This window comes from Polaromonas sp. (genome assembly GCF_030680935.1).
In the GTDB taxonomy this organism is placed as follows: Bacteria; Pseudomonadota; Gammaproteobacteria; order Burkholderiales; family Burkholderiaceae_C; genus Polaromonas.
In genome coordinates, this window is the sequence record NZ_JAUXUP010000012.1 from 25373 (window position 1) to 49769 (window position 24397).

Consider the following 24397-nt stretch of genomic DNA (forward strand, 5'->3'; position numbering starts at 1 on the left):
CTAGCGCGTACATCGCACCTGGCCACACAGACGCTCGCAAAACGGGCAGCCGGTCATCGGCAGCCAGTTGGGAATGTTGTAGTAGCGGTCATGGATGGTGGCGAGCACGCCGTTTTTATAAGCCGCGTAGTTGAAGCCCCGGCCCTCGACCGCATAAAAAGGCACGCCATCCTGCGAAAAACTCAGCACCTGCACGCTGTCGAAGTAGGGCCGGTACTCCTCCAGCAGCGGCTGGTCCATGCGGATGACGCGCAGGGTTTTGCCCTGGTACAGCGAAAAATCGACCAGCACGTCATCTTGCCGCGCGTGGAAATTACCGGGCCCGAATACCGGTACGTACTGCCGCAGCGCATGCCCGTATATGGCAGCGGGTGTGTAAGCGCTGGCCATCAGCACCACACCGGGGCTGACCACCTGTTGCAGCATTTCACTGGTTTTGTAGCTGCGGATGATTTGGGGATAGAGCTTGGTTGTTTTCCAGTTGTCCAGCGAGCTGGCGTACAAACCGCCCACCACCAGCACATGCAACGCGGCAAATACCGCCATGCCGATCGCGCAGGTCTTGAGCTTATTCTGGGGCAAGGCAAAAGCCAGCAGCGCAAAACCAAAGGGGTAAAACGACAACACCCAATGCAGGCCGACCACCTTCTTGAGCGAAAGCAGCGCAAAAAACAGCAAGGGCACCAGCACCACGCAGGCCAGCAGCCGTTGCTGGCGCGAGGCGGCGGCCAGCGCGCCGCGCTGCGTCCAAGCCAGCCAGGCGGCCACCGGCGTGGCCAGATACAGCAGCATGCCTGCATAGAGCAGCGGTTTGTTCCAGGCAAACGCTGCACTTTCGTTGCGGTTGTAGATGTTGAACATGATGTTCGACCAGCCGTGTGACATGTTCCAGGCGATGTTGATCGCCGGGCCGGGCAGCGCACACAGCACCAAAAGCGCCAAAGCCGGCCAGCGCTCGCGCCGGTAGACGGCAAAGTAAATCATATAGGTCAGACCCAGCACCACCGAGAAATACTTCGATAAAAAAGCCAGCCCCAGGAACAGGCCGGCCAGAGCGTACTGCAGCCAGGCGGTGCGGTCCATTTCCTCGCGCCTGTCGGCGCGCAGCAGCAGCGCCACCGACAGCACCGACCAGGCCATCAGCGGCGTGTCGGTGGTGATCAGCACATTGAGCCAGTTGATCGGTGCCAACCAGAAAAACAGCACCGCCCATGCGGCACGCACCCGGTCCAGCGGGCTCAGTGCCCAGGCCAGCAGGCCACCCAGCACCAGCGGCAACAACACGGCAGGCAGGCGTATGGCCCAGATACTGTCGCCCAGCGCGGCACGCATCAGCGCAATCAGCCAGCCGACCATGGGCGGGTGGTCGTAATAACCCCAATCGGGATAGACCCCCCACCAGTAGAAAAAAGCCTCGTCACCGGTGATGGGAAAACTCACCGAAATCCAGAGCCGCAGGATCAGCGACAGCGCGCCCGCTGCAAGCAGCCAACGCGAGAGGGAGGATGAAAAAAGCCCGAAGGCAGGAGCACTGTTGCGCATGAAAAACTACCTGAAACTGATGTCCCGAATGGCGGCACTATAGACCAGCGCCAGCGCGCCAATGGCCACCGCAAACCAGAGCGTTGCCAGCCGCACCAGCACGGTGATGCCCACAGCCTGCGCAGTGCTGGCACCGTGCAGCACCAAAAGCCCGGTGAGCAGGGCCTCGGTGCCACCCAGCCCCGCTGGCAACAGCGACAAGGCCCCACCCACCATGGCCACCGCGTAAAACCCGGCTGCCTGCACCACACCGATGGACAGTCCTGCATCACGACAAAGCAACCAGACCGCCACCCCTTGCGCGGCCCACGCCACCCCGGTCAAGCCCAGCCAGGCCGCTGGCTGGATCGCCAGGCAACGCCAGGCCCCATCCAGCCAGGGCAAGCGCCGCAAAAGCCGCAGCCGGAACTGCATCCACAGACAAAGCAGCACGAGCAAGGCGAGGACAAGCAACCCAAGCGCCAGCGCCAGGCGCGCAGCAGTGCCAGAGCCGCCTGCGCCTGACACGTACCAGACCACCGGCAAAGCCATCAACAGCAGGACAAACAGGTCAGCCAGACGTTCCGCACCAAACATCGCCAGGCTTTGCGTGCTGCTCAGGGGCTGGCGTGCCAGCAGCAGCCCGCGCGCCGCCTCGCCGATATTGCCCGGTGTGGGGGTGAAGGTATATCCCGCCAGGTACAGGCGCAGCCCTTCGATCAGGCCCAGCGGCCGTCCGAAGTGCGCCATCCAGCGCCGCCAGCGCAGGCCGCGCAGCAGGTAGTTCAGCAGACACAGGGCCAGCGCCTGCAGGCCCGCCCAGGAGCCCAGCCGCTGCAGGCTTGCCAGGGCGCTACCTTCGCCGAAGACCGCCAGCACCACCGCATAAACCGTGATGGCAGTCGCCAGAACCAGCAGCAAAGGCTTGAGCGGCAGGCGTACGACCGGAGCAGCAGCGGGCCCGGGCCGGGGCTGCCGCATCAGAAACGGCGCCCCAGAAATATCAGCAGCCAGACCGCCAGGGCCAGCAATATCCAGGGGTCGCGCAACAGGTCGCGCGACACATCTTCACCGCGCCCCTTGTGCACCTGGTAGGCATAACGCAGCATGGCAAAAACCACAATCGGCACGCTGTACACCAGGCGATTGCCGTGCTGCTGCTGCGCTTCCGGGCTGGTGGCAAACAGGCCGTAGGTCATCAGGCTGGCGGTCATGGTCACAGCCATGAACATGTCGAGCAGAGCCGGCGGGTAGTGCTCAAGTACGGCGCGCTGGTCGGCCTGGTCATGAAAACTTTCGGCCTTGCGTTTGGAAAAACCCAGAAACAGCGCGATGAACAAGCCGGCCAGCAACAACCAGCGCGAAGGCGGAATACCCACCGCCATGGTGCCGGCCAGCAGCCTGAGCATGAAGCCCGAAGCGAGAATGGACACATCCACCACCGGCACCTGCTTGAGGCGCCAGGAATACGCCAGGTTCAGCACCAGGTAAATACCCAGCAGAAGCAGCAGGGACAGGTTTCCGGCGGCCAGCGCCAGCCCCCCTCCCAGCAGCAGCAGCGCCAGCAGAAAGGCAGGCAGCGGCTGCACGGCGCCGCTGGCCAGAGGCCTCAGCCGCTTGACCGGATGCCGCGCGTCGCTCGCGCGGTCCTGCCAGTCATTGAAGATATAAACCATGCTCGAAAAGCAGCAAAATGCCCCGAAAGCCTTGAGCACCTTGACGATCATCGGCCCATCGCCCCAGGTCTCGCTGAATACCAGGCCGGCAAACACAAAGGCGTTTTTTAACCATTGGTGGGGTCGCATCAAGGCAACGAGGCTGAGCAATAGACGCATGGGCGGAAGCGGTGATGGGGTTGGGGTCGGGCTGATGCGAGCATAGACCACCTTGACGCGGTCGGGTTCAAGCATAACCGCCCCAGTCTGGCTGTGGTTGAGCCAGAATCAGCCATGACTTTTACGCCCACCCTGTCCCCGACCGTTCTGTCTGACCGCGCCTTGGCGTTGGCGCAGACCCTAGTCCGCATGAATACCGTCAGCTGTAATTCCAACCTGGAGCTGATTCACTTCATCCGCGACGAACTGAAAAAGTCCGGCGTGACCAGCCGCCTGACCTTCAACGCCGGCAAGACCAAGGCCAACCTGTTCGCTACGCTGGGGGAGGGCAAACCGTCGGGTGTGATCCTCTCCGGCCATACCGACACCGTGCCTTGGGACGGCCAGGAATGGTCGGTCGATCCGCTGTCGGCCACGGTGCGTGACGGCAAACTGTTTGGCCGCGGCAGCGCCGATATGAAGGGTTTTATTGCGCTGGCGCTGGCCCAGGCCGACACCTTTCTCAACGCTCCCGCGCCTTTTGCGATTCACCTGGCCTTCAGCTACGACGAGGAAGTCGGTTGCTTCGGCGTGAAGGAGCTGATCGCCGACATGAAAGACGCCGGCATCCAGCCACTGGCCTGCATCGTGGGCGAGCCCACCAGCATGGTGCCGGCGATTGCCCACAAGGGTGTATACCGCTACAAATGTTGCGTGCGCGGCAAGGAAGCACACTCCTCACTGACCCCCCAATCGGTCAACGCCATAGAGATGGCTGCGCGCGTGGTCGGCAAACTGCGCGACATGGCTGAGGGGTTTGAGCGCGACGAACCACGTTACGAAGGTTTTGACGTTCCCTTCAGCACTGCCAGCGTCGGCCAGTTCCATGGGGGCATTGCCGACAACGTGGTGCCTCGTGATGCCGAGTTCCGGTATGAATTTCGTGATTTGCCAACTGCCGACGCGCAGGCTATGCAAAAAGAGGTGTTGGCCTATGCGTTACGGGCAGAACCAGCTATGAAAAAGATAGCGCCTGAGGCGGGGTTCCGTTTCGAGACGATTTGCGAAGTGCCGAGTTTTCTCGGCTCGGCCGATGACGCCGTGACACGACTGGCACAGCGGTTGAGCGGCGAAGCACGCACCACACAGGTGGCGTTTGGCACCGAGGCCGGCATCTTCAAGAGATCCGGCATCTCTACCGTGGTCTGCGGTCCCGGCAGCATCACGCAGGCGCATCAGCCCGACGAGTTCGTGAGTCTGGAACAGCTGGCGCGCTGCGAGGCCTTTCTGCGTGGTCTGGCGGTGAGTGACGCGTTGGCCTGAGCGCAAATTCCGGTCGGATCGGTCGTGCAAGGCGTGCCGCCCTGACCGCCTTTTTACTCCCTGACCCGGCCCTGCGAATCAATCACACTGAGTTCAACCAGGCGGGAGGCCACGCGGTCTTCGGTGAAATGAACGCGAAAGCCGCCAACACTGACCTCGTCCAGCCCTTCAATCGCCTTTTTGAGTTTGGCCCGCGTAGGGTCTTTGCCGACGCGCCGCAATGCCTCGGCATACACCCGCGCGGCAATATAGCCTTCCAGCATGTAAACATTGGGTTTGCCCAGCTTCGCAGCCGCCGCGTCCTCTTGCAACTCGCGCACCACCGCCACGCGGGTACCGTCGCTTTTTGGCACTGCGCGCACCACCACCACGCCGGCACCTGCCGGGCCAAGTTCCTCGGCCAGCAGGCTTTCCCCCGTGTTGGAAAAACCGTAAATGGCCCCTCGGAATCCCTTGGTACGCAAAGCGCGCACCGCAGGCGCAGCGGCAACGGAATCACTGATCAACAGAACCGACTCAGGCCGAGCCGCCAGTACTTTGTCTACCGTGGCCGCCAGCCCAGCCGAGCCCAGGGTGTCTTTACCCAGCAAATTACCGCCCAGACTGGTGATGACCCGCGTGGCCGAATCAAGCGCCGCCTGGGACTCGCTGTCGCCCGCGTAAAGGATGAAAAATTTTCTGGCCCCCACGGTTTCAGCATGTTTTGTCACTGCTGCGGCCTCTTCCGAATAACCGGGGCGCAGCGAATAGATGTTGGGGTACTGTGCGCCCCGAAATTCATCGGCGGCAGCCATGGGCGCGAACAGAACTGTTTCGCTGTTCTTGATCAGCGGGTAAACCATGGTGACTTGGGGCGAGCCATAAAAACCAAAGAGGGAAAACACGCCCTGCCCGAGCAACTTTTGCGTGTTGGCCGCCGAGGTCGCGGCGTAACCTTCGTCATCGAGGGTGACCAGTTCGATCTGGCGGCCATGAATGCCGCCGGCCGCGTTGACGCGGTCAAAGTACATCTTGGCCCCCTGATGGAAGGGTTTGGCCAGCGCCGAACCCGGACCGGTCAGAGGCAGGGACTGCCCCAGCACGATCGTGGTCTTGCTCACGCCGTTCTGGCCAAAGCTGACAGCGCTGGCCAGCAGCAAAGCCGCCGCCGCCAGGGTTTGCCTCAGGGGATGGGATGTTTTCACTGGTGTTTCCCTGAAAAGTGGTTGATGGCGGCGGTTGCCTCCATTGGGTAACACCATAGCCAGAACCATGACTGATATCCATCAGGTTCTCTCCCACATTCAACCGAAAACCGGCCTCAGTAGTAATGCTTCTACTCGCGCACCCGGCCCTGCGAGTCGATCAAACTGAGCTCCACCAGCTTGGACGCGACGCGGTCTTCGGTGAAATGAACGCGAAACCCGCCCACACTGACTTCGTCCAGCCCCTCAATTGCTTTCTTGAGCTTGGCCCGCGTCGGATCTTTGGGGATGCGTCGCAAGGCCTCTGCATACACCCGGGCAGCGATATAACCTTCCAGCATGTACACGTTGGGTTTGCCCAGCTTGGCGGTGGCGGCATCGGCCTGCAGTTCACGCACAACGGCCACCCGCGACCCATCGCTTTTGGGCACGACACGCACCACCACCACACCCGCGCCGGCCGGGCCCAGTTGCTCGGCCAGGAGGCTCTCGCCGGTGTTGGAAAAGCCGTAGATCGGCCCTCTGAACCCCTTGGCACGCAACTCGCGCACCACGTTGGCAGCCACCGAAAAGTCGCTGATCACCAGAATGGACTCCGGCTTTGCCGCCATCGCCTTGTCTACGCTGTTGGCCACACTGCCGCTGTTGATCGCAGACTTGACCAACAGGTTGGCGCCCATGCTGGTCATGGTGCGTTCGGCCGAATCCAGCGCCGCCAGGGATTCACCGTCGCTGGCGTGCAGGATGGCCAGCTTGCGCGTGCCCAGGGTCGCCGCATGTTTGGTGATGGCGGCGGCTTCTTCTGAATAGCCCGGACGCAGCGAATAGATGTTGGTATACATGCCGCCCCGGAATTCGTCGGCCGCCGACATGGGCGCAAACAGCAAGACGTCGCCGTCCTTGATCAGCGGATAGGCCGCTGTCACCTGGGGCGAGCCGTAAAAACCGAACAGCGAGAGCACGCCCTGATCGAGCAGCTTTTTGGCGTTGGCCGCCGTATTGGCCGGGTTGCCCTGATCGTCCAGCGTGACCAGATCAATCTTGCGACCGTTGACACCTCCGCTGGCGTTCAAGCGGTCAAAATACAGTTTGGCGCCCTCGTGAAACGGCTGGGCCAGTGCAGAACCCGGCCCGGTCAGCGCCAGCGACTGTCCCAGCACAATGGTGGTCTTGCTCACCCCGTCCTGGCTGTGGCCTTGCGCACCTGCCAGCAACAGGGCCGCTACGATCAGTGTCTGACCCAGGGTTTGAATTGTTTTCATAATGGTTGGACCGAGCGGCCCTCAGTGGGGCCATTCAGGCCTGTCTCCTTGTAAAGAAAATATAGTTCCTATTCATGCCATCCGCCATCCGCATCTCCCCTAGCGTCAGTTTCGTGTCAGGCAGCGCCACGGTGCGCGGCGCCTGTCCGCACGACTGCCCCGACACCTGCGCGCTTCTGACCACCGTGGAAGACGGCGTGGCGGTCAAGGTTCAGGGCAACCCCGATCATGCGCAGACCGGCGGCGTGCTCTGCACCAAGGTCTCGCGTTACACCGAGCGCAGCTACCACCCGGAGCGCATCCTGCAGCCGCTGCGGCGCGTAGGGCCCAAGGGTTCGGGCCAGTTCGAGCCAGTCAGCTGGGACAGCGCACTCAATGAGATCGCCCGGCGGCTGCAAGCCATTGCAGCGCGCAACCCCGAGGCCATCGTCCCCTACAGTTACGCCGGCACCATGGGGCTGGTGCAAAGCGAAAGCATCGCAGCGCGGTTTTTCAACAAGCTGGGCGCTTCGTTGCTGGACCGCACGATCTGCTCTACCGCCGGTGGCGAGGCCTTGACGCAGACCCTGGGCGGCAAGGTCGGCATGAAGGTCGAGTTTTTTGCCGAATCGCGCCTGATCATCATCTGGGGCAGCAACTCCGTAGCCAGCAACCTGCACTTCTGGCGTTATGTGCAGCAGGCCAAACGCGCGGGTGCCCGGGTGGTGTGTATCGATCCGCGCAAAACCGAAACCGCCGACAAATGTCATGAACACATCGCGCTGCGGCCCGGCACCGACGCGGCACTGGCGCTGGCGCTGATGCACCAGTTGATCGTGCACGACTGGCTGGACCACGACTACATCGCCAAACACACCGTTGGCTGGGACGCGCTGAAAGCACGAGCCTTGCTCTGGCCGCCAGAACGCGCAGCAGAGGTTTGCGGCATCCCGGTGGAGCAGATTCGCTCGCTCGCCAAAGACTATGGCAACACGCAGCCAGCGGCGATACGCCTGAACTACGGCATGCAGCGGGTACGCGGCGGCGGCAATGCGGCCCGCGCCATCGCCTGCCTGCCGGCGCTGGTGGGGGCCTGGCGACACCGCGCTGGCGGGCTGCTGCTGTCAAGCTCGGGCATGTTCCCCATCAATCGGGCGGCCTTGCAGCGGCCTGACCTGCTGGCCGGCCGGCAGCCACGCACCATCAACATGAGCACCATTGGCAACGACTTGCTGCGGGACAGCTCAGCAGCGTTTGGCCCCAGGATCGAGGCACTGATTGTTTACAACAGCACCCCGGTGGCGGTGGCGCCCGAGTCTGGCCAGGTGGTGCGCGGCTTTGAGCGCGAGGATTTGTTCACCGTGGTGCTGGAGCACTTCCAGACCGACACCGCCGACTATGCCGATTTCATTTTGCCCGCCACCACACAGCTGGAACATTGGGACATCCACGGCGCCTACGGCCACACCGACGTGTTGCTGAATCGCCCGGCGATTGCGCCTGTGGGGCAGGCACGGCCCAACACCGAAATTTTTCGGAGTCTGGCCAGCCGCATGGGTTTTACCGAGCCGTGTTTTGCCGATGACGATGAGACCCTGTGCCGCGCCGCCTTCAGCCACTCCGATGGCGACAAGATTGATTTTGAACAGTTGCTGGACAAAGGTTTTGCGACCCTGCCTGTGCCCGACGCGCCTTTTGCCGAGGGCGGTTTTCCCACTCCTACCGGCAAATGCGAGTTTTTCAGCGCCCGCCTGGCGGCCCAGGGTCTGGACGGCCTGCCTGACCACTTGCCCAACCATGAATCCGCCGGCAGCTCAACCGACTTTCCGCTGGCGATGATTTCGCCGCCAGCGCGCAATTTTTTGAATTCGACCTTTGTCAACGTCAAAAGCCTGCGCGATATCGAAGGCGAGCCACTGCTGGAGATTCATGCCGACGACGCCGCCGCGCGCGGCATCAGCAACGGCAGCATTGTGCGGGTGTTCAACCACCGCGGCAGCTACCGCTGCAAAGCCGAGGTATCCAGCCGCGCGCGTCCGGGCGTGGTCCACGGCCTGGGTGTCTGGTGGCGCAAACTGGGCCTGGACGGCAGCAATGTGAACCAGCTGACCAGCCAGCACCTGACAGACCTGGGACGCGGGCCGGTGTTTTACGATTGCCTGGTGCAAGTGCAAGCCGCCCCCTGAGACGCCATGCCTCTTGCACGCCTGACTGCAATGATCGCCGGCACCTTGCTGCTCGGTCTGTCCGGCTGCGCCAGCCTGGGCTATTACTGGCAGTCGGTGCACGGGCACCTGAACCTCATGAACGCCGCCCGCCCGGTAGACGACTGGCTGCAAGACGCCGACACGCCAGAAAAGCTCAAGGCCCGGCTGGCGCTGTCGCAGCAAATCCGGCGTTTTGCGGTGAGCGAACTCAGCCTGCCCGACAACGCCAGCTACCAGCGTTACGCCGACCTCAAACGCAAGGCGGTGGTGTGGAATGTGTCGGCAGCGCCCGAGTTTTCGCTGACCCTCAAAACCTGGTGTTTCCCGGTCACAGGTTGCGTGGGCTACAAAGGTTATTTTGATGAAGCCGAAGCCCGCGCCGAGGCGGACCAGTTGAGCGCTGAAGGACTCGAAGTGAGTGTTTATGGCGTACCGGCCTATTCAACCCTGGGCTGGATGAACTGGGCCGGCGGTGACCCGCTGCTCAACACTTTCATCACTTACCCCGAGGGTGAACTGGCGCGGTTGATTTTTCATGAGCTGGCGCACCAGGTGGTGTATGTGGCCGACGACATGGCATTCAACGAATCGTTTGCCACGGCGGTCGAGCGGCTGGGCAGTGCGCGCTGGCTGGCGCGGCACGGCAGCGCGGCGACACGCGAGGAATACGCCCGCTTCAGCGGACGGCGCCAGCAGTTTCGCAGCCTGACCCTGGGCCTGCGCCGCGAGCTCAGCGAAATCTATGAGTCAAATACGGCTCCAGCCCATGACCGTCTTGCGCAAGTAGCTATGAAAACAATAGCACTTCAAACCTTTCACCAGCGCTATGCCGAGCTCAAAGCCGCGTGGGGCGGCTACGCTGGTTACGACCCCTGGGTGGCCCGCACCAACAACGCATCGCTGGCCGCGCTGGCCGCCTATGACGATCTGGTGCCCGGTTTTGAAGCGCTGTTTGTACGCGAAGGCAGCCACTGGCCACGGTTTTATGATGCGGTCAGGAAGCTGGCCACCCTGCCAAAAGCGCAGCGGCACCAGGCCCTGACTGACAACAACCCCAAGGAGACGCCACATGGCTGAGATTCATATCGAAAGAAACCACACCATGGGCCTGGCCCAGGCCCGCAAGACAGCCTTCCAGTGGGCCGAGCAGGTGGAAGAAAAGTTTGATATGAGCTGCACCTATGAAGAAGGCGCCACGGCCGATGAAGTGAGCTTCACGCGCTCGGGCGTCAGCGGCACCTTGCAGGTGACCAAAGACAGCTTTGTGCTGGATGCCAAGCTGGGTTTTCTGCTGGGTGCCTTTAAAGACAAGATCGAGGGCGAGATTGTGAAAAACCTCGACACCCTGATCAGCGCGGCACCCACAAAAGCGCCGGCCGCCAAAAAGAAACCGGCGGCGAAATGACGGCAGCCGCCAGCCCGGGCCCGCTTGCGGGCCTGAAGGTGCTGGAACTGGGCCAGCTGATTGCCGGGCCGTTTGCCGCCAAAACGCTGGCTGACTTTGGTGCCGAGGTCATCAAGATCGAGGCGCCCGGCGCAGGTGACCCGCTGCGCAAATGGCGCCTGCTCAAAGACGGCACCTCGGTCTGGTGGCAGGTCCAATCGCGCAACAAACGCAGTGTGGCACTTGATTTGCGCCAGGTCGATGCGCAGGAGATTGTGCGCAAGCTTGCACTCGACGCCGATGTGCTGATTGAAAACTTCCGCCCCGGCGCCATGGAAGGCTGGGGGCTGGGCCCGGACGTCCTGCAAGCGCTGAACCCGCGGCTCATCATGCTTCGCATCAGTGGTTACGGTCAGACCGGCCCCTACCGCGACCGGCCCGGTTTTGGCGTGGTGGCCGAAGCCATGAGTGGCCTGCGCCATCTGACCGGCGAGCCGGGACGGGTGCCGGTGCGCGTCGGCGTCAGCATAGGCGACACCTTGGCCGCGCTGCATGGCGTGATCGGCATCTTGCTGGCGCTGCAGCACCGCCACACCTCCGGCCAGGGCCAGGTGGTTGATGTGGCGCTGTACGAAGCCGTCTTCAACTGCATGGAAAGCCTGTTGCCCGAGTACAGCGCTTTTGGCGCGGTGCGCGGCCCGGCCGGCAGCGCGATGCCCGGCATTGCACCGACCAATGCCTACCGCTGCAGCGACGGCGCTTATGCGCTGATCGCCGGCAATGGTGACAGCATTTTCAAACGGCTGATGTTGTGCATAGGCCGGCCTGACCTGGCAGCCGATCCCGCGCTGGCTGGCAACGACGGCCGCGTGGCACGCGTGCAAGAACTCGATGAAGCCATTGGCAAGTGGGCCGCCACGCTGACGGTGGCTGAGGTGCTGGCCGCCCTGGAGGCGGCGCAAGTCCCCGCTGGAAAAATCTACACCGTGGCCGATATCGCCACCGACCCGCATTACGCCGCACGCGGCATGTTGCAAACCGTGCAGATGGACGACGGCTCCGCGCTGGCCGTGCCGGGCTTTGTGCCCAAGCTTTCAGCCACCCCCGGCAGCCATCGTCGCAATGCGCCCGCGTTGGGTCAGGACACCGATGCGGTGCTGCGTGAAGTCGGGTTGACGGAGGCGCAGATCGGCGCGCTGAGGGAGCGTGGGGTTTTGGGTTGATGCGCGCTGACGCGGCGTTGTCACATGCTGGCCGCGCTCTGGGCCAAAGAACGCATTGGCCTTTTCCCTGCGGGCGTATTGGCAAACCTGGGCTGTAGCCTCCGCTGCGGGTCATCCCTCACAGACCCCGCAACGCGCTGACGGCTTGCATTCGTCCCTCAGAGCCCTCTAGAATCACGCCGCGACAGCATGCCGCTCAAAAACACAGGAGGACTCGAATGACTGACTGGCAAAAAATGACTGCGGTTGTGACCGGGGGCGCTTCAGGCATCGGTCGAGCGTTGAGCTTGGCCATGTCCCGGCGCGGAGCAAGCGTTCTGGTCACGGATATCGATTTTGCCGGTGCACAAAAGGTAGCCGCCGAATGCGGCAACAAGGCGAGCGCGGCCTTGCTCGATGTGCGCCAGGCCGATGCGGTGCAAGCGTGCATTGAGCAATATGTCCACGCACAGGGTCACCTGGACTTCCTGTTCAACAACGCGGGTATTGCGGTCGCTGGAGAAACCAATGAGATTCCGCTGGCCGCATGGCGGCGCGTGATCGATATCAATGTTCATGGCGTACTGCATGGGGTACTCGCGGCCTACCCCATCATGCTCAAGCAGGGGTATGGTCACATCATCAACACGGCTTCGCTGGCAGGGGTGGGGCCAGCGCCTTTGCTGGCGCCGTATGCCCTGAGCAAACACGCGGTAGTCGGCCTGTCCACAAGCCTACGCATTGAGGCGGCGCTCAAGGGAGTGAAGGTCAGCGTGTTGTGCCCCGCCGCCATCGAAACCCCAATCCTCGACGCCGAGAATCCCAAAGACATTCCGATCCCCTGGGCGCCGGACATGCGCCGTTTTCTGACGACCCTGGCTGGACCGCCCTATGCAGTGGAAAAGTGTGCCGAAGAAACACTGGCAGCCATCGAACGTAATGTTTCGGTGATTGTTTTGCCAGGGCGCGCGCGTCTTGCATGGCGGATAGGCCGCCTGTTTCCGGCGCTCGTTGAAAAAATCAGCCGGGCTGCCGTAGCCAAAGAACGTCTCGACCGGATCTGACTTCGCGCCTGGCGTGCAGCGCTGGACCCCTGGCCGCAGGCGATCAAGTCCCGACCTGCGGTCAGCGCTCAGCTCAACGACTCAATCCAATCCACATACTGGCACGATGCGCTTGTCTTTCAAGCCCTGAATCTGCGCCCGGCTCAAGCCCAGTTCCCTGAAAACAAGGTCGCTAGCTTGGCCCAGCGCGGGATCAGTCAACCAACGCTCCAGGAGCCTGGCCACCACGCCGGGTCAAGTCCGGTTTTCGCCGGCATCCGCGACAGCAGGCGCCACACGCCAAGAGCGAAACTCGCTTGACGTCATGCCATGGGCACTCCTGAAAGCCCGGTTGAACGGGCCGATCGAGCCAACGCCCGCCTCCAGGGCAAGGGTCAGGAGGGAGCGCCTGTCCAGCGACGGCTCCAGCAGGCGGGCCGCCATCTCCTGCAAGCGGTATTCGTTGATGTAAGACGGGAAATTGCGGTAGCCCAGGCGCTCGTCAACCGAGCCCCAGGAGGTTGCCTCACGAACAAGCGGACTATAGTTGCAGGCCCGCCCAGTACGTCTGAAGGACCCCATCGAAAGACCCGACCATGCCAGCCAACCGCAGTATTGAGTTCTTCGACCAGCAGTTTCAGAAACAGGCGGCGTTGGGCGAAAACACGCTCAATCCGTTTGAGCAGCTCGCCATCGGGTATCTGAAAGGTCGGGTACTTGACTACGGGTGTGGCTTGGGCAACCTGGCCTTCGCCGCCGCCGAGCGCGGCTGCTCTGTACTGGCGCTGGACGCCAGTCCGGCTGCCATCGCCCACATTCAGCGGCGCGCAGCCCTTGATACATTGCCCGTGGAGGCCTTGGTGGCCGACCTGCGGGACTACGTGCTGAATGAAGACTTCGATGCGATCGTCTGCATCGGACTGCTGATGTTCTTCGACTGTCCGACGGCATTCAAGGCGCTGGCCCATCTGCAGGCCCACGTACGCGAAGGTGGCATAGCGGTGGTCAATGTCCTGATCGAAGGCACCAGCTACCTGGACATGTTCGATGTCAAAGGGTACTGCCTCTTCTCACGCGCCGAAATCGAGACTCGCTTCGAGGGGTGGGAGATTCTTCACTCAGAGTTCAGCGACTTCGCCGCGCCGGGTGGCACCAACAAGGCTTTTGCCACACTGGTTGCCCGCAAGCACCGTGGGCGGAATGACCAGGCCATTGCAACGTAAACACGCCTGATGCGCGCTGAACCAGCGCTGTCGACGCGACGCTGGGTGTGCTGGATGGGCAAAGCATTTATCAACCCTTGAGCAGCGCCAAGTCCCTTCGCCTGAACCTGTATTTGCTACGTTATTAATAGCTGCTTGCGCTTATTCCATAAGGGCTGGGGACCGATATCCCTCGATAAGTGTCAGCCCAATGACGCAATCAAATCCACATACTGCTGCATCGCATCTTCCTGCGACGTGCCCTTGAGGCCGTTCCACGCGTCCCACTTGGCGCGGGCCACCATGTCGCCAAAGCCGGGTTTCTTGTCGGCGTTGTCGCCGCTGCTGCCCTGCTTGTAGAGCGCGTAGATTTTCAGCAGGGTGGCGTTGTCGGGCCGCTCGCTGAGGTTTTTGGAATCGGCCATGGCTTTGTCGAAGGCGGCTTTGAGGTCTGACATGAAGTTGCTCCGTAAGGTTGGGACTGTTGAAATGGATTCGGGTAACTGCCCAGTATCTTAGCCACCCCGTTGCTTGCAGAATAGGGGCCCACCTCCATCGGAGGCAAGAATCAGTCAACGGAGTTTTCATGGTCACACGCGTTTCGGCCCAGGCAGCGGGCAAAAAAGTCGCGAAAAATGTACAAAAAAACGTGACGCGCGCGGTCTCTGGCACGCTGGGTCTGTCGGGCGAGCGCATGACCAAGGTGGACACCGCCTGGCTGCGCATGGACACACCGTCCAACCTCATGATGATCGTCGGCGTCTGGTCGCTGCAGCCAGGCGTGAGTTATGCCGCCGTGGCCGAGCGGCTGGAAAACAGCCTGCTCAAATACGCCCGCTTCAAGCAGCGGGTGATTGAAGACACCGCTGGCGCCACCTGGGTCAATGACCGGAATTTCGATCTTAAAAACCACCTCATTGCCGAGAAGCTGCCCAAAGCGTCCAAGGGCCATGAGCAGGAGGTGCTGCAGGACCGAGTGGCCGAACTGGCCATGCAGCCGCTGGACCGCAAGCAGCCCCTCTGGCAAATCCACCTGGTCGAAGACTACACCGGCCCCGACGGTATCAAGGGCAGCGCGATGATTGTGCGCATCCACCACTGCATTGCCGACGGCATTGCGCTGATTTCGGTGACCATGTCCTTGGTTGATGGCGGAGCGCCCCCCCCAGAGCGACGTAAAAAAGAAAGCAGCGGCGGCGCCGAGGACTGGATTGCCGAGACCCTGCTCAAACCCTTCACCGACCTGACTGTGAAGGCGCTGGGAGCCGCGGGTGACGGCGCGGTGCGTTCACTGAACCTGCTGAGTGATCCCCAAAAAGGCATGGCCGGCTCGCTGGACATGGCCAAGGTGCTGCTGCAGGTGCTCAAGGACAGCGCGGCGCTGGCCCTGATGCCCGACGACTCCAAAACGCGGCTCAAGGGCCAACCGGGCACCACCAAAAAGGTTGCCTGGTGCCAGCCGATTCCGCTCGATGACGTTCGGGCGGTTGGCAAGGCGCTGAACTGCTCGATCAACGACGTGTTGCTCAGCTGCGTGGCCGGCGCGATCGGCGAATACCTCAAGTCGCACGGCGACGACGTGACGGGTCAGGAAATCCGCGCCATGGTGCCAGTGAACCTGCGGCCCATCGAGCAGGCCTACAAGCTGGGCAACCGCTTTGGCCTGGTACCGCTGGTGCTGCCGGTCGGGGTCGACAACCCCATCGAGCGTGTGTACGAAGTGCGACGGCGCATGGCGGCACTCAAGGGCAGTTACCAGCCACTGCTGGCCTTCAGCTTGCTGGCGGTTGCCGGCCTGCTGATCAAGCCGGCGCAAGACGCGATGCTCAACCTGTTCTCGAAAAAAACCACGGCAGTCATGACCAATGTGCCGGGGCCGCGCGAAAAGCTCAAGTTCTGCGGCGCCACGCTGGAGCAAAGCATGTTCTGGGTGCCGCAATCCGGCAGTGTCGGGCTGGGGGTGTCCATCCTGAGTTACGGCGGCGGCGTGCAGTTTGGCGTGATCACCGACAGCACCCTGTGCCCGGAGCCGCAGCGCATCATTGACGAGTTTGTGCCGGAGTTTGCCAAGCTGTCCATCGTGACGCTGATGTTGCCATGGGGGGATGAAGGGCCGACCCCTTGAGGCTTTCAGGGGTTTTGCCCTAATTCGACGGGCGTGATCAGCTATTTAATTGATAGCAATTGGTTGTTGACTCGGAGTTGTTCTGGAGCCCTGTTGGATAACCCGTGCTGTTGGAGTGTGCCTACAAGCCGGGTCTCGCCCCGGCGGGCGACTCACTTGTCTTTTGCTTCGCCAAAAGAAAAGTGAGTTGCCGCCGGGCAACCCCCGGCTTGTTGGCGAACAGCAGGTGGTCGAAGCAAAGAAGGCTTCCAGCCTTCGACAAGTCCCTACCGCAATTCAGCCGCCGGATCCCGCCCCATCAGCGCCGCCACTGCCTCGGCAGGTTTCATCTGCCCGTCCAGCAGGGCGACCACGCCTTCGGAGATCGGCATCTCCACACCCAGCCCGCGCGCGCGTTGCACCACCGTGCGGGCGCAATACACGCCTTCGGCCACGTGGCCAAGCGACGCCACCGCCTGCTCCAGCGAGTGGCCCTGCGCCAGCAGCAGGCCCACCTGCCGGTTGCGGCTCAGGTCACCGGTGGCTGTCAGCACCAGATCGCCGAGGCCCGACAGGCCGGTGAAGGTCTCGGCGCGCGCCCCCAGGGCCAGCCCGAGCCGCGTCATTTCGCTCAGGCCGCGGGTGATCAGCGCGGCCCGGGCGTTCAGGCCCAGCTTCAGCCCGTCGCACAGGCCAGTGGCAATGGCCAGCACGTTCTTCACAGCGCCGCCAACTTCCACACCAACAATGTCGTCATTGGCGTACACCCTCAGGGCAGGGCCGTGAAAAGCCGCTACCAGCGCCTCCCGCACGTCGGCATGTTCGCTGGCGGCCACCAGCGCAGTCGGCTGGCCGCGCGCCACCTCTTGCGCAAAACTGGGCCCGCTGAGTGCACCCGCTCTTAAATTGATAGCTGCTTGCGCACGTATTTCGTGGGCCAGAAGCCCAAAAGGCATTGAAGAAGTGGCGCCGCCGGCCTGTGGCGCTTCAAAACCCTTGCACAGCCAGACCACCGGCACGTTGACCTGTTGCATGCGCTGCAACAAGCCGCGCAGGCCTGCGATGGGTGTCGCGACCACGATCAGGTCCGGGCCTGCCAGCAGCGCGTCCAGCGAGGCATCGGAGCCACCCGCCAGAGCCAGGGCATTGGGGAAATTGATGCCCGGCAGGTAACGGCTGTTGCTGCGCTGCGCCTGCAGCAGCGCAAGCTGGGCAGCGTCACGCGCCCACAATGTCACCTGATGCCGGGGCGCGGAAAGGTCGGTGGTGGCTGCACTGACAGCCAGCGCCGTGCCCCAGGCGCCAGCCCCGATGACGGCGATCTTCATGGCGCCGGACAAGCTGCACAGAGCCGCACAGAGCTGGCCTTAAACGACGATTTGCGGCGCTTCCTGCGCAGCCGAAGCTGCGGCGGCCTGCTGCTGCTCAAACATCGACTGGAAGTTGATTTCGGCCAGGTTGACCGGCGGAAAACCGCCCCGCTGGATCACGTCGGCCACATTGCCGCGCAGGTAGGGGTAAACAATCTGCGGGCAGGCAATGCCCAACACGGCGTTGAGCTGCTCAGGCGCCATGTTGCGAATCTCGAAAATACCGGCCTGTTTGGCCTCGACCATGAAGACGGTCTTGTCTTCGATTTTGGTGTGTACGGTGGCAGTGACACTGACTTCGTAGAGGCCGTCGGCGATAGGCGTGGCTTCCACGCCGAGCTGGATATCGACAGCGGGCTGCTCCTGGTTGAGCAGGATTTCCGGCGAATTGGGCTGCTCCAGCGACACGTCCTTGAGATAAACGCGCTGGATCTGGAAAACAGGGTCAAGGTTGGCTTCGGCCATGGGGGTCTTTCGAATTACTTGAAAAATAAAACCGCTGAGTGGACAGCGGCAACTGGCGATTATCCGTGTTCGCTTCCTGACGGACGCTTCCGGCGGTCAACAACTCAAGCGGCAAGCAGCGGCAGCAAGCCGCCTTTACCGTCCAGCGCCATCAGGTCATCACAGCCACCCACGTGGGTTTGCCCGATAAAAATCTGCGGTACCGTGCGGCGCCCGGTGATCTCCATCATGGTCTGGCGCGCATCGGGCTGCGTGTCCACACGGATTTCCTCGATCTCAGTCACGCCGCGCTGCTTGAGCAACTGCTTGGCCTGCAGGCAGTAGGGGCAGGATGCGGTCAGGTACATCTTCACGGCTTGCATCAACATCTCCGGGTCAGGTCAGGAAAAACAGCAGAGGGAAACTACGCCTTCTCCAGCGGAAGGTTAGCCTCTTTCCAGGATTTGAGTCCGCCAGCCATGCATTGAGCCTGCTCGTAGCCGAGTTTTTTGGCCATGGCCACCGCGCGATTGGCGCGGGCGCCGGTGGGACACACCAGAATCAGCGGCAAGGCTTTGTTTTTCACTGTGGCGGGAAGCAGGTCTTCCAGCTGGTTCAAGGGCAGGTTTTTGGCGCCGCCCACGTGGCCGGTGGCAAACTCCTCAGCCTCGCTGACATCAATCACCACAGCCTTGTCGCGGTTGATCAGTTGCACAGCGCCGCTGGCGCTGAGCGAGCCGGCCGCCATGCCGCTGGAGATCAGCGGCCATAAAAGCATGCCCCCGGACGCCAGGGCAATGCCGATGAGCATCCAGTTGTCGATGAGAAATTTCACTGTGGGTCCTTCTTCGTTTTGGGCGGTTTGGTTGCAGGTTAGGGAGTGATTTTAGAATGGCGGCAGCGCGGCAGCATTAATCGGGCTTTTTCACACCTGTGAAATCCTCCTTTTTGCCGCCTTTTTTGCGTTCTTGCCACCTGCCAATCACCTTTGACCATGTACAAACTTGTGCTCATCCGCCACGGCGAATCAACCTGGAACCTGGACAACCGCTTCACCGGCTGGACCGACGTGGACCTGACCCCCACCGGCGTGCAGCAGGCCAAACAGGCCGGCCAGCTGCTCAAAAACGAGGGGTATGACTTTGATTTGGCCTACACCAGCGTGCTCAAGCGCGCCACGCGCACCTTGTGGCACACGCTCGATGAGATGGACCGCACCTGGCTGCCGGTGGTGCACAGCTGGCGCCTGAACGAGCGGCACTACGGTGCCCTGCAAGGCCTGAACAAGACCGAGACCGCCAAAAAATACGGCGACGACCAGGTGCTGGTCTGGCGCCGGAGCTACGACACGCCGCCACCAGCGCTGGCTGCGGACGATGCGCGCAGCGAGCGCAGCGACCGGCGTTACGCCAAATTGCGGCCCGAAGAGGTGCCACTGACCGAATGCCTGAAAGACACGGTCGAGCGGGTTCTGCCGTTCTGGAATGAGGCCATGGCGCCAGCCATACGGGCTGGCAAGCGCGTGGTGGTGGCGGCCCACGGCAACTCCATACGAGCGCTGGTCAAATACCTGGACAACATTGCCGATGCAGACATTGTTGGCCTGAACATTCCCAACGGCATTCCGCTGGTGTACGAGCTCGATGCCGATCTCAAGCCGATTCGTCACTACTACCTTGGCGACAGCAGTGCCATCGCCAAGGCACAGGCCGCTGTCGCCGCGCAAGGCAAGGCCGCCTGAACAGGAGGTCCGACGGAGTGTCAAGCGCAGGTAAAGCCAGCTACTTTTTAGAACAATTTCACGCTACCGCGCCCGGTTGCCAGAAAGTAGCCCACAGAGGCGGGAACTGTTGCCCGGGGCCTTTCTCCAAGGTGTATATTGTTCTAAATGTGTGACAACCGCCAAAAATCTGGCGAATGAGGGTACCTATGGGTCAGAAACTTAAAATTGCCGGCTGGATTTCCATCGGCGCCGTGGCCGGTGCCCTGACCACTGTTCAATTGCAGGCCGTGGCCCGGGGTGGCTTGGCCCCCTTGCCGCTGGAAGAGTTGCAACAGCTGGCCGCCGTGTTTGGCATGGTCAAGACCGATTATGTCGAAGCGGTGGACGAGAAAAAACTCATCACCGACGCGATCTCCGGCATGGTTGCCAGTCTGGACCCGCACTCGGTGTATTTCGACAAAAAATCGTTCAAGGAATTCCGCGAAGGCACCAGCGGGCGTTTTGTCGGCGTCGGCATTGAAATCTCGCAGGAAGACGGGCTGGTCAAGGTGGTGTCTCCGATTGAAGGCTCACCCGCCGACCGTGCCGGCCTCAAGCCCAACGACCTGATCACCAGGATTGACGACACCGCCGTCAAGGGCCTGAGCCTGAACGAGGCCGTCAAAAAAATGCGCGGCGAGCCCAAGACCAAGGTCGTGCTGATGATCTTCCGCAAGGATGAGAACCGCACTTTCCCGGTGACCATCACACGCGAGGAAATACGAACCCAGTCGGTACGTGGCAAGGTTATTGAGCCGGGTTATGCCTGGATTCGCCTGAGCCAGTTCCAGGAACGCACGGTCGATGATTTCGTCGCCAGGCTCGAACAGATCTACAAGCAGGAGCCCAACCTCAAAGGCCTGGTGCTGGACTTGCGCAATGACCCCGGTGGCCTGCTTGATGCCGCAGTGGCCGTGTCTGCCGCCTTCCTGCCAGAAAACGTCACCGTTGTATCGACCGACGGCCAGCTGGCTGAAAGCAAATTCACCTACAAGGCTGCACCTGAGTTTTACCAGCGGCGCAGTGCCGCCGACCCGCTCAAACGCCTGCCTGCCGCGATCAAGAACGTGCCCCTGGTGGTACTCGTCAACGAAGGCTCGGCATCGGCCAGCGAAATTGTGGCCGGCGCCCTGCAGGACTACAAACGCGCCACCATCATGGGCAACCAGACTTTCGGCAAGGGTTCGGTGCAAACCGTGCGTCCGCTCGGCCCCGACACCGGCCTGAAGCTCACCACCGCGCGTTATTTCACGCCCAGCGGCAAGTCGATCCAGGCCAAAGGCATCGTGCCCGACGTGCTGGTGGATGACACCGCCGAAGGCAGCCCGTTCGCAGCCCTGCGTACGCGTGAAGCCGACCTTGAGAAACACCTAGCCAGTGGCCAGGGTGCCGAGGTCAAGGACCCGGGCCGTGAAAAAGCCCGCGAAGAAGCGCTCAAACGGCTGGAAGAAGAGTCGAAAAAGAGCCCTGAGCAGCGTCGCCCGCCCGAGTTTGGCAGCGACAAGGATTTCCAGCTGGCTCAAGCCATCAACAAGCTCAAAGGCCGTCCGGTGCTGATCAGCAAAACCATTGTTGAGCGCAAGGAAGAGAAGAAAGAAAACTGAGTAGCGCCAAGCCCGTGGCCAGCTGCTGGTCACCCGGCAATGGCCGCCCCATGAACGACACCCAGCTGCTGCGCTACTCGCGCCATATCCTGCTTGATGAAATCGGCGTAGAGGGCCAGACCAAGCTGCTTGCCGCCCGGGTGCTGATGGTGGGCGCTGGTGGTCTGGGTTGTGCTGCCGCACTTTACCTGGGCAGCGCTGGGGTGGGTCGTATCACCATCGTGGATGACGACCGGGTGGACAGTACCAACCTGCAACGGCAAATTGCACACACGCTGGCGCGCGTCGGGCAGTTCAAGGCCCTGTCGGTGCAGCAAGCCATTGCGGCCATCAACCCCGACGTGGAAGTGATCCCCCTGACCCTGCGCGCCAATGCGGCGGTGCTCGACGAGCAGTTGCCCTCCTGCGATCTGGTGCTCGATTGCAGCGACAACTTCGCCACCCGCCAGGCCATCAATGCCGCCTGTGTCCGGCACCAGAAGCCCCTGGTTTCAGGTGCGGCCATTCGTTTTGACGGCCAGGTGGCGGTGTTTCAGCCCGGCAAGTCCGATTCGCCCTGTTACGCCTGCGTGTTTCCTCCTGCAGAAGAGGTGCAGGAGGCGCAATGCGCCAGCATGGGCGTGTTTGCGCCCCTGGTCGGCATCATCGGAACCCTGCAGGCCGCGGAGGCGCTGAAGTTGTTGTGCGGGATAGGCAAGCCCCTGACCGGCCGGCTCATGATGCTGGAGGCACGCTGTATGGAATGGCAAGAAGTGCGTATTGCCCGCGCGCCACTTTGCCCGGTGTGTGGCCCCGCTGCCGCAGCAAGCTGACGCCCCGCCTATTTGGTTGATGGGGCAGGTGTCGCAGCGCCCGGTTTTTCAGGCGGTTTGACAGGGCTGGCCTGGGCCAGAACGCGCTCGCAATCCGCGTCTTTGCCAGGGCCGGTTTCCACCGTGGCAGCCAGGGCCAGCAGGGGGTTGATGGCACCCAGCAAAAGCGCGATACCCGCCCGCCCGGCCAGCGCACCTTTGTCCGGGCCGGCTGAAGGCCTGGAAAACGTCCCCCCAATCCTCAAAGGCGAACGCAGACTCAAAATGCTGACGTCTTTGGGCTGTGGATACAGGATCAAATCCAGTGTTTCGTCGGCCAGGCTGATTTCCCCATTGCCGTTGATCACGGTGTCCGAGGTGTCCAGCAAGATGGCGCGGCTGCTCATCAGGCCCTGCTTCACGTCAAATGCAGCGGCAGCACAGCGCAGGCGCACGTTGCGGTCGCCGCCCGCCAGAAACTTGATGATCTCGCCGCCATCGAGACCCATGAACTCCAGCAAGATATTGCTGACCTCACCACGGCCCATCAGCAGGGCCACGGTGCCGGACGATGAGCCCAGGATCTGCGCGCCTGAGTTGCCCCGGCCAGCCAGATCAATCCGGCCGTTGAGCTTGCCCAGGCTGCCCTCGGTGCGCTCTATGCGCGGAAACAGCTGGTTCAGCTGCAGCAGGCGAGCTTCCAGCCTGGCTTGCACCGCCGCCGGCTTGGTGTTGGCATCGATCCGGATCAATCCCGCAAGCCGGCCACCAGCCAGCCCCAGATCGAGCGGGTCGAGTTGCAGCACACCGCCTTTCAGGTTGATGTGGGTATTGATGCTGTCCAGCGGAAAAGCCCGGGAGTTCCGGACCTGCACGGCCTTGAACCAGACGTCGGCATCCATGGTTTTGAGCCGGTCAAAATCAAGGGTGGCCGCCGGCAGCACTTTGCCAGCCGGTTGCACTTGTTTGGCAGCCGATGACGAGCCCGCCTTGGCCACGGTTTTGGTAGTGGTGCGCGATCCGCCTGTGGGCACACCTATCAGCGGCGCCAGATCGTCGAAATCCAGCGACTTCGATTGCAGTTTGCCCGACAGCAGGGACAGCGCGCCGGAGGTGTCGTAAGCCAGGTCGCCAGACAGGTCAGACTCGCCCAGGCGGCCTTGTATGGCGCCCACTTTCCAGACCTCGCCCTGCTTGCCCAGGTGGCCGCGCAAAGCATAGGGCGGTGTGTCGGGCAACACCACCTTGAGCAGGTTGTACAAGTCGGCCAGTGTGCGTCCCTTCAGGTCGAACTTGACGTCCAGGCCGTCCAGTGCGCCCAGGTTGCCAATGCTGCCTTTGGCCTGCAAGCTGGTGCGACCGGCACTGGCTTTGACCTCCACTGGAAAAGGGTGGGTCTGGGTGCCGCTGAGCTGCAACACGCTGCCGGTGCGCCCTTCGGCCACAAAGGCCTCCTTTTTCCAGCTGCCTTTGGCTTTGAAACTCAGTGGCAGATCCTGCGCGCCCGCTTTTGCCGGATCTTGATCAGGGCTGCTGCCAGCAATACCAAACTCTGTCTTGATGTCTGCGCCCTGCGCCTGCGCCAGATAATGGAGCACCCCCTGGTCCACCAGCAGCTGGTCAATAACCGGGACTGTTCCCGTGTCCGAAGTGTCTTTGCCCAGCGCCCAGGTGCGCCGACCATCCGGCATGATCTGCAGGCCCAGCAAGGGCTGCTTCAGGCTGATGCGCGGCAGGATCACCTGCCCGCGCAACAGCGGCCACAAACGGATATCGAATTCAGCCGACTCGGCCTTGACGAGATAGGGGTCACGCGCCCAGGACGGGTTGGCAAATTCAACACCATCGGCCAGTACCGTGACAGTGCGGCCGAGCTTGACATCCAGTCGACGGGTAATCTCAAAAGTCCTGCCGGTGCGCTCGCTGACATACCGGTTCACCGGGCCGCGCAACCAGTCCCAGGGAAAGAACAGCCCCAGTAATACCAAGGCTAAAACCACGCTACCCAAGGCCAGCAACACAACGCGCCAGCGCCGGGCGGAGAAGCGAACGGCGGCGCTGGGGGGGGGATTCAAAACAGGCATAGCAGGCCTCGGTAGAAGGACCAGGTCGAGTCAATCACGGGGGTATCGGTCCCGGCCTTGGCGCGAAAGGCGGAAATCCACCCAAAATTCAGTATCCGGGTGTAAGTGTGATGAAAC

At 62.1% G+C, this 24397-nt stretch carries 23 protein-coding genes; 11 read left to right on the top strand and 12 right to left on the bottom strand.

The annotated features are described in order from the left end of the window. The 3 genes from Q8L50_RS03895 to Q8L50_RS03905 are packed head-to-tail and all read right to left on the bottom strand — an operon-like array spanning position 1 to position 3431. Positions 1 to 1542: a glycosyltransferase family 39 protein gene (locus Q8L50_RS03895; RefSeq protein ID WP_305347342.1), complete on the bottom strand. Its 1542-nt coding sequence runs from the start codon at positions 1540 to 1542 to the stop codon at positions 1 to 3. A 6-nt stretch (positions 1543 to 1548) separates the two neighbouring features. Then, positions 1549 to 2502: a lysylphosphatidylglycerol synthase transmembrane domain-containing protein gene (locus tag Q8L50_RS03900; protein ID WP_305347343.1), complete on the bottom strand. Its 954-nt coding sequence runs from the start codon at positions 2500 to 2502 to the stop codon at positions 1549 to 1551. Beyond that, complete coding sequence (locus tag Q8L50_RS03905; protein WP_305347344.1) at positions 2502 to 3431, bottom strand: decaprenyl-phosphate phosphoribosyltransferase; 930 nt, start codon at positions 3429 to 3431, stop codon at positions 2502 to 2504. The genes Q8L50_RS03900 and Q8L50_RS03905 overlap by 1 nt, the downstream gene beginning before the upstream one ends. Positions 3432 to 3470: 39 nt before the next feature. Between Q8L50_RS03905 and argE the strand changes: the two genes are divergently transcribed. Continuing rightward, positions 3471 to 4658, top strand: a complete 1188-nt coding sequence (gene argE / locus Q8L50_RS03910; protein ID WP_305347345.1) for an acetylornithine deacetylase — start codon at positions 3471 to 3473, stop codon at positions 4656 to 4658. Positions 4659 to 4711: 53 nt separating this feature from the next. On the opposite strand, the gene Q8L50_RS03915 is transcribed toward argE, so the two are convergent. Both Q8L50_RS03915 and Q8L50_RS03920 read right to left on the bottom strand, forming a co-directional pair. Next, positions 4712 to 5842 (bottom strand): ABC transporter substrate-binding protein, encoded by a 1131-nt coding sequence (locus Q8L50_RS03915; protein WP_305347346.1) that lies wholly within the window; start codon positions 5840 to 5842, stop codon positions 4712 to 4714. 131 nt (positions 5843 to 5973) lie between these two features. Beyond that, on the bottom strand, positions 5974 to 7104 hold the full coding sequence (locus Q8L50_RS03920; RefSeq protein ID WP_305347347.1) for an ABC transporter substrate-binding protein: 1131 nt from the start codon (positions 7102 to 7104) through the stop codon (positions 5974 to 5976). 74 nt (positions 7105 to 7178) lie between these two features. Between Q8L50_RS03920 and Q8L50_RS03925 the strand changes: the two genes are divergently transcribed. The 5 genes from Q8L50_RS03925 (at position 7179) to Q8L50_RS03945 (ending at position 12940) form a co-directional block, all read left to right on the top strand. Then, positions 7179 to 9269, top strand: coding sequence for a molybdopterin-dependent oxidoreductase (locus tag Q8L50_RS03925; protein WP_305347348.1), 2091 nt, complete (start codon positions 7179 to 7181; stop codon positions 9267 to 9269). 6 nt (positions 9270 to 9275) lie between these two features. After that, complete coding sequence (locus Q8L50_RS03930) at positions 9276 to 10367, top strand: aminopeptidase (protein WP_305347349.1); 1092 nt, start codon at positions 9276 to 9278, stop codon at positions 10365 to 10367. Next, complete coding sequence (locus Q8L50_RS03935; protein ID WP_305347350.1) at positions 10360 to 10695, top strand: polyhydroxyalkanoic acid system family protein; 336 nt, start codon at positions 10360 to 10362, stop codon at positions 10693 to 10695. Before Q8L50_RS03930 ends, Q8L50_RS03935 begins: the two co-directional genes overlap by 8 nt. Then, positions 10692 to 11897, top strand: a complete 1206-nt coding sequence (locus tag Q8L50_RS03940; protein ID WP_305347351.1) for a CaiB/BaiF CoA-transferase family protein — start codon at positions 10692 to 10694, stop codon at positions 11895 to 11897. The genes Q8L50_RS03935 and Q8L50_RS03940 overlap by 4 nt, the downstream gene beginning before the upstream one ends. A 218-nt stretch (positions 11898 to 12115) precedes the next feature. Next, complete coding sequence (locus Q8L50_RS03945; RefSeq protein ID WP_305347352.1) at positions 12116 to 12940, top strand: SDR family oxidoreductase; 825 nt, start codon at positions 12116 to 12118, stop codon at positions 12938 to 12940. A gap of 234 nt (positions 12941 to 13174) precedes the next feature. Here Q8L50_RS03945 and Q8L50_RS03950 read toward each other — a convergent pair whose 3' ends face one another. After that, positions 13175 to 13501 (bottom strand): helix-turn-helix domain-containing protein, encoded by a 327-nt coding sequence (locus tag Q8L50_RS03950; RefSeq protein WP_305347353.1) that lies wholly within the window; start codon positions 13499 to 13501, stop codon positions 13175 to 13177. Between the two features lie 14 nt (positions 13502 to 13515). Here Q8L50_RS03950 and Q8L50_RS03955 point away from each other — a divergent pair, with 14 nt between their 5' ends. Next, entirely contained in the window at positions 13516 to 14142 is a 627-nt protein-coding gene (locus Q8L50_RS03955; RefSeq protein ID WP_305347354.1) for a cyclopropane-fatty-acyl-phospholipid synthase family protein, read from the top strand. A 182-nt stretch (positions 14143 to 14324) separates the two neighbouring features. Here the strand turns inward: Q8L50_RS03955 and Q8L50_RS03960 are convergent, their stop codons facing one another. Beyond that, a complete protein-coding gene (locus tag Q8L50_RS03960; protein WP_305347355.1) occupies positions 14325 to 14579 on the bottom strand; it encodes an acyl-CoA-binding protein in 255 nt (84 codons plus the stop codon). Positions 14580 to 14707: 128 nt separating this feature from the next. Between Q8L50_RS03960 and Q8L50_RS03965 the strand changes: the two genes are divergently transcribed. Next, the gene (locus Q8L50_RS03965) at positions 14708 to 16246 is read left to right on the top strand and encodes a wax ester/triacylglycerol synthase family O-acyltransferase (RefSeq protein WP_305347356.1); all 1539 of its coding nucleotides are present in this window, start codon (positions 14708 to 14710) and stop codon (positions 16244 to 16246) included. 266 nt (positions 16247 to 16512) lie between these two features. Here Q8L50_RS03965 and Q8L50_RS03970 read toward each other — a convergent pair whose 3' ends face one another. The 4 genes from Q8L50_RS03970 to Q8L50_RS03985 all read right to left on the bottom strand — a co-directional run bounded on the left by Q8L50_RS03970 (position 16513) and on the right by Q8L50_RS03985 (position 18874). Next, positions 16513 to 17553 (bottom strand): NAD(P)H-dependent glycerol-3-phosphate dehydrogenase, encoded by a 1041-nt coding sequence (locus tag Q8L50_RS03970; RefSeq protein ID WP_305347357.1) that lies wholly within the window; start codon positions 17551 to 17553, stop codon positions 16513 to 16515. A gap of 39 nt (positions 17554 to 17592) precedes the next feature. After that, positions 17593 to 18060, bottom strand: a complete 468-nt coding sequence (gene secB, locus Q8L50_RS03975) for a protein-export chaperone SecB (protein WP_305347358.1) — start codon at positions 18058 to 18060, stop codon at positions 17593 to 17595. A 104-nt stretch (positions 18061 to 18164) separates the two neighbouring features. Beyond that, a complete protein-coding gene (gene grxC, locus Q8L50_RS03980) occupies positions 18165 to 18422 on the bottom strand; it encodes a glutaredoxin 3 (protein ID WP_305347359.1) in 258 nt (85 codons plus the stop codon). Between the two features lie 41 nt (positions 18423 to 18463). Continuing rightward, positions 18464 to 18874 carry a rhodanese-like domain-containing protein gene (locus Q8L50_RS03985; protein WP_305347360.1) on the bottom strand — a complete coding sequence of 137 codons (411 nt, stop codon included), beginning with the start codon at positions 18872 to 18874 and terminating at the stop codon, positions 18464 to 18466. A 159-nt stretch (positions 18875 to 19033) separates the two neighbouring features. Between Q8L50_RS03985 and gpmA the strand changes: the two genes are divergently transcribed. From gpmA to Q8L50_RS04000, 3 genes are all read left to right on the top strand, one after another. Next, positions 19034 to 19780 carry a 2,3-diphosphoglycerate-dependent phosphoglycerate mutase gene (gene gpmA, locus Q8L50_RS03990; RefSeq protein WP_305347361.1) on the top strand — a complete coding sequence of 249 codons (747 nt, stop codon included), beginning with the start codon at positions 19034 to 19036 and terminating at the stop codon, positions 19778 to 19780. 188 nt (positions 19781 to 19968) lie between these two features. Next, a complete protein-coding gene (locus Q8L50_RS03995) occupies positions 19969 to 21405 on the top strand; it encodes a S41 family peptidase (RefSeq protein ID WP_305347362.1) in 1437 nt (478 codons plus the stop codon). 50 nt (positions 21406 to 21455) lie between these two features. Next, positions 21456 to 22217 (top strand): molybdopterin-synthase adenylyltransferase MoeB, encoded by a 762-nt coding sequence (locus Q8L50_RS04000; protein ID WP_305347363.1) that lies wholly within the window; start codon positions 21456 to 21458, stop codon positions 22215 to 22217. A gap of 8 nt (positions 22218 to 22225) precedes the next feature. Here the strand turns inward: Q8L50_RS04000 and Q8L50_RS04005 are convergent, their stop codons facing one another. After that, entirely contained in the window at positions 22226 to 24280 is a 2055-nt protein-coding gene (locus Q8L50_RS04005; protein WP_305347364.1) for an AsmA family protein, read from the bottom strand. Positions 24281 to 24397 lie beyond the last annotated feature (117 nt).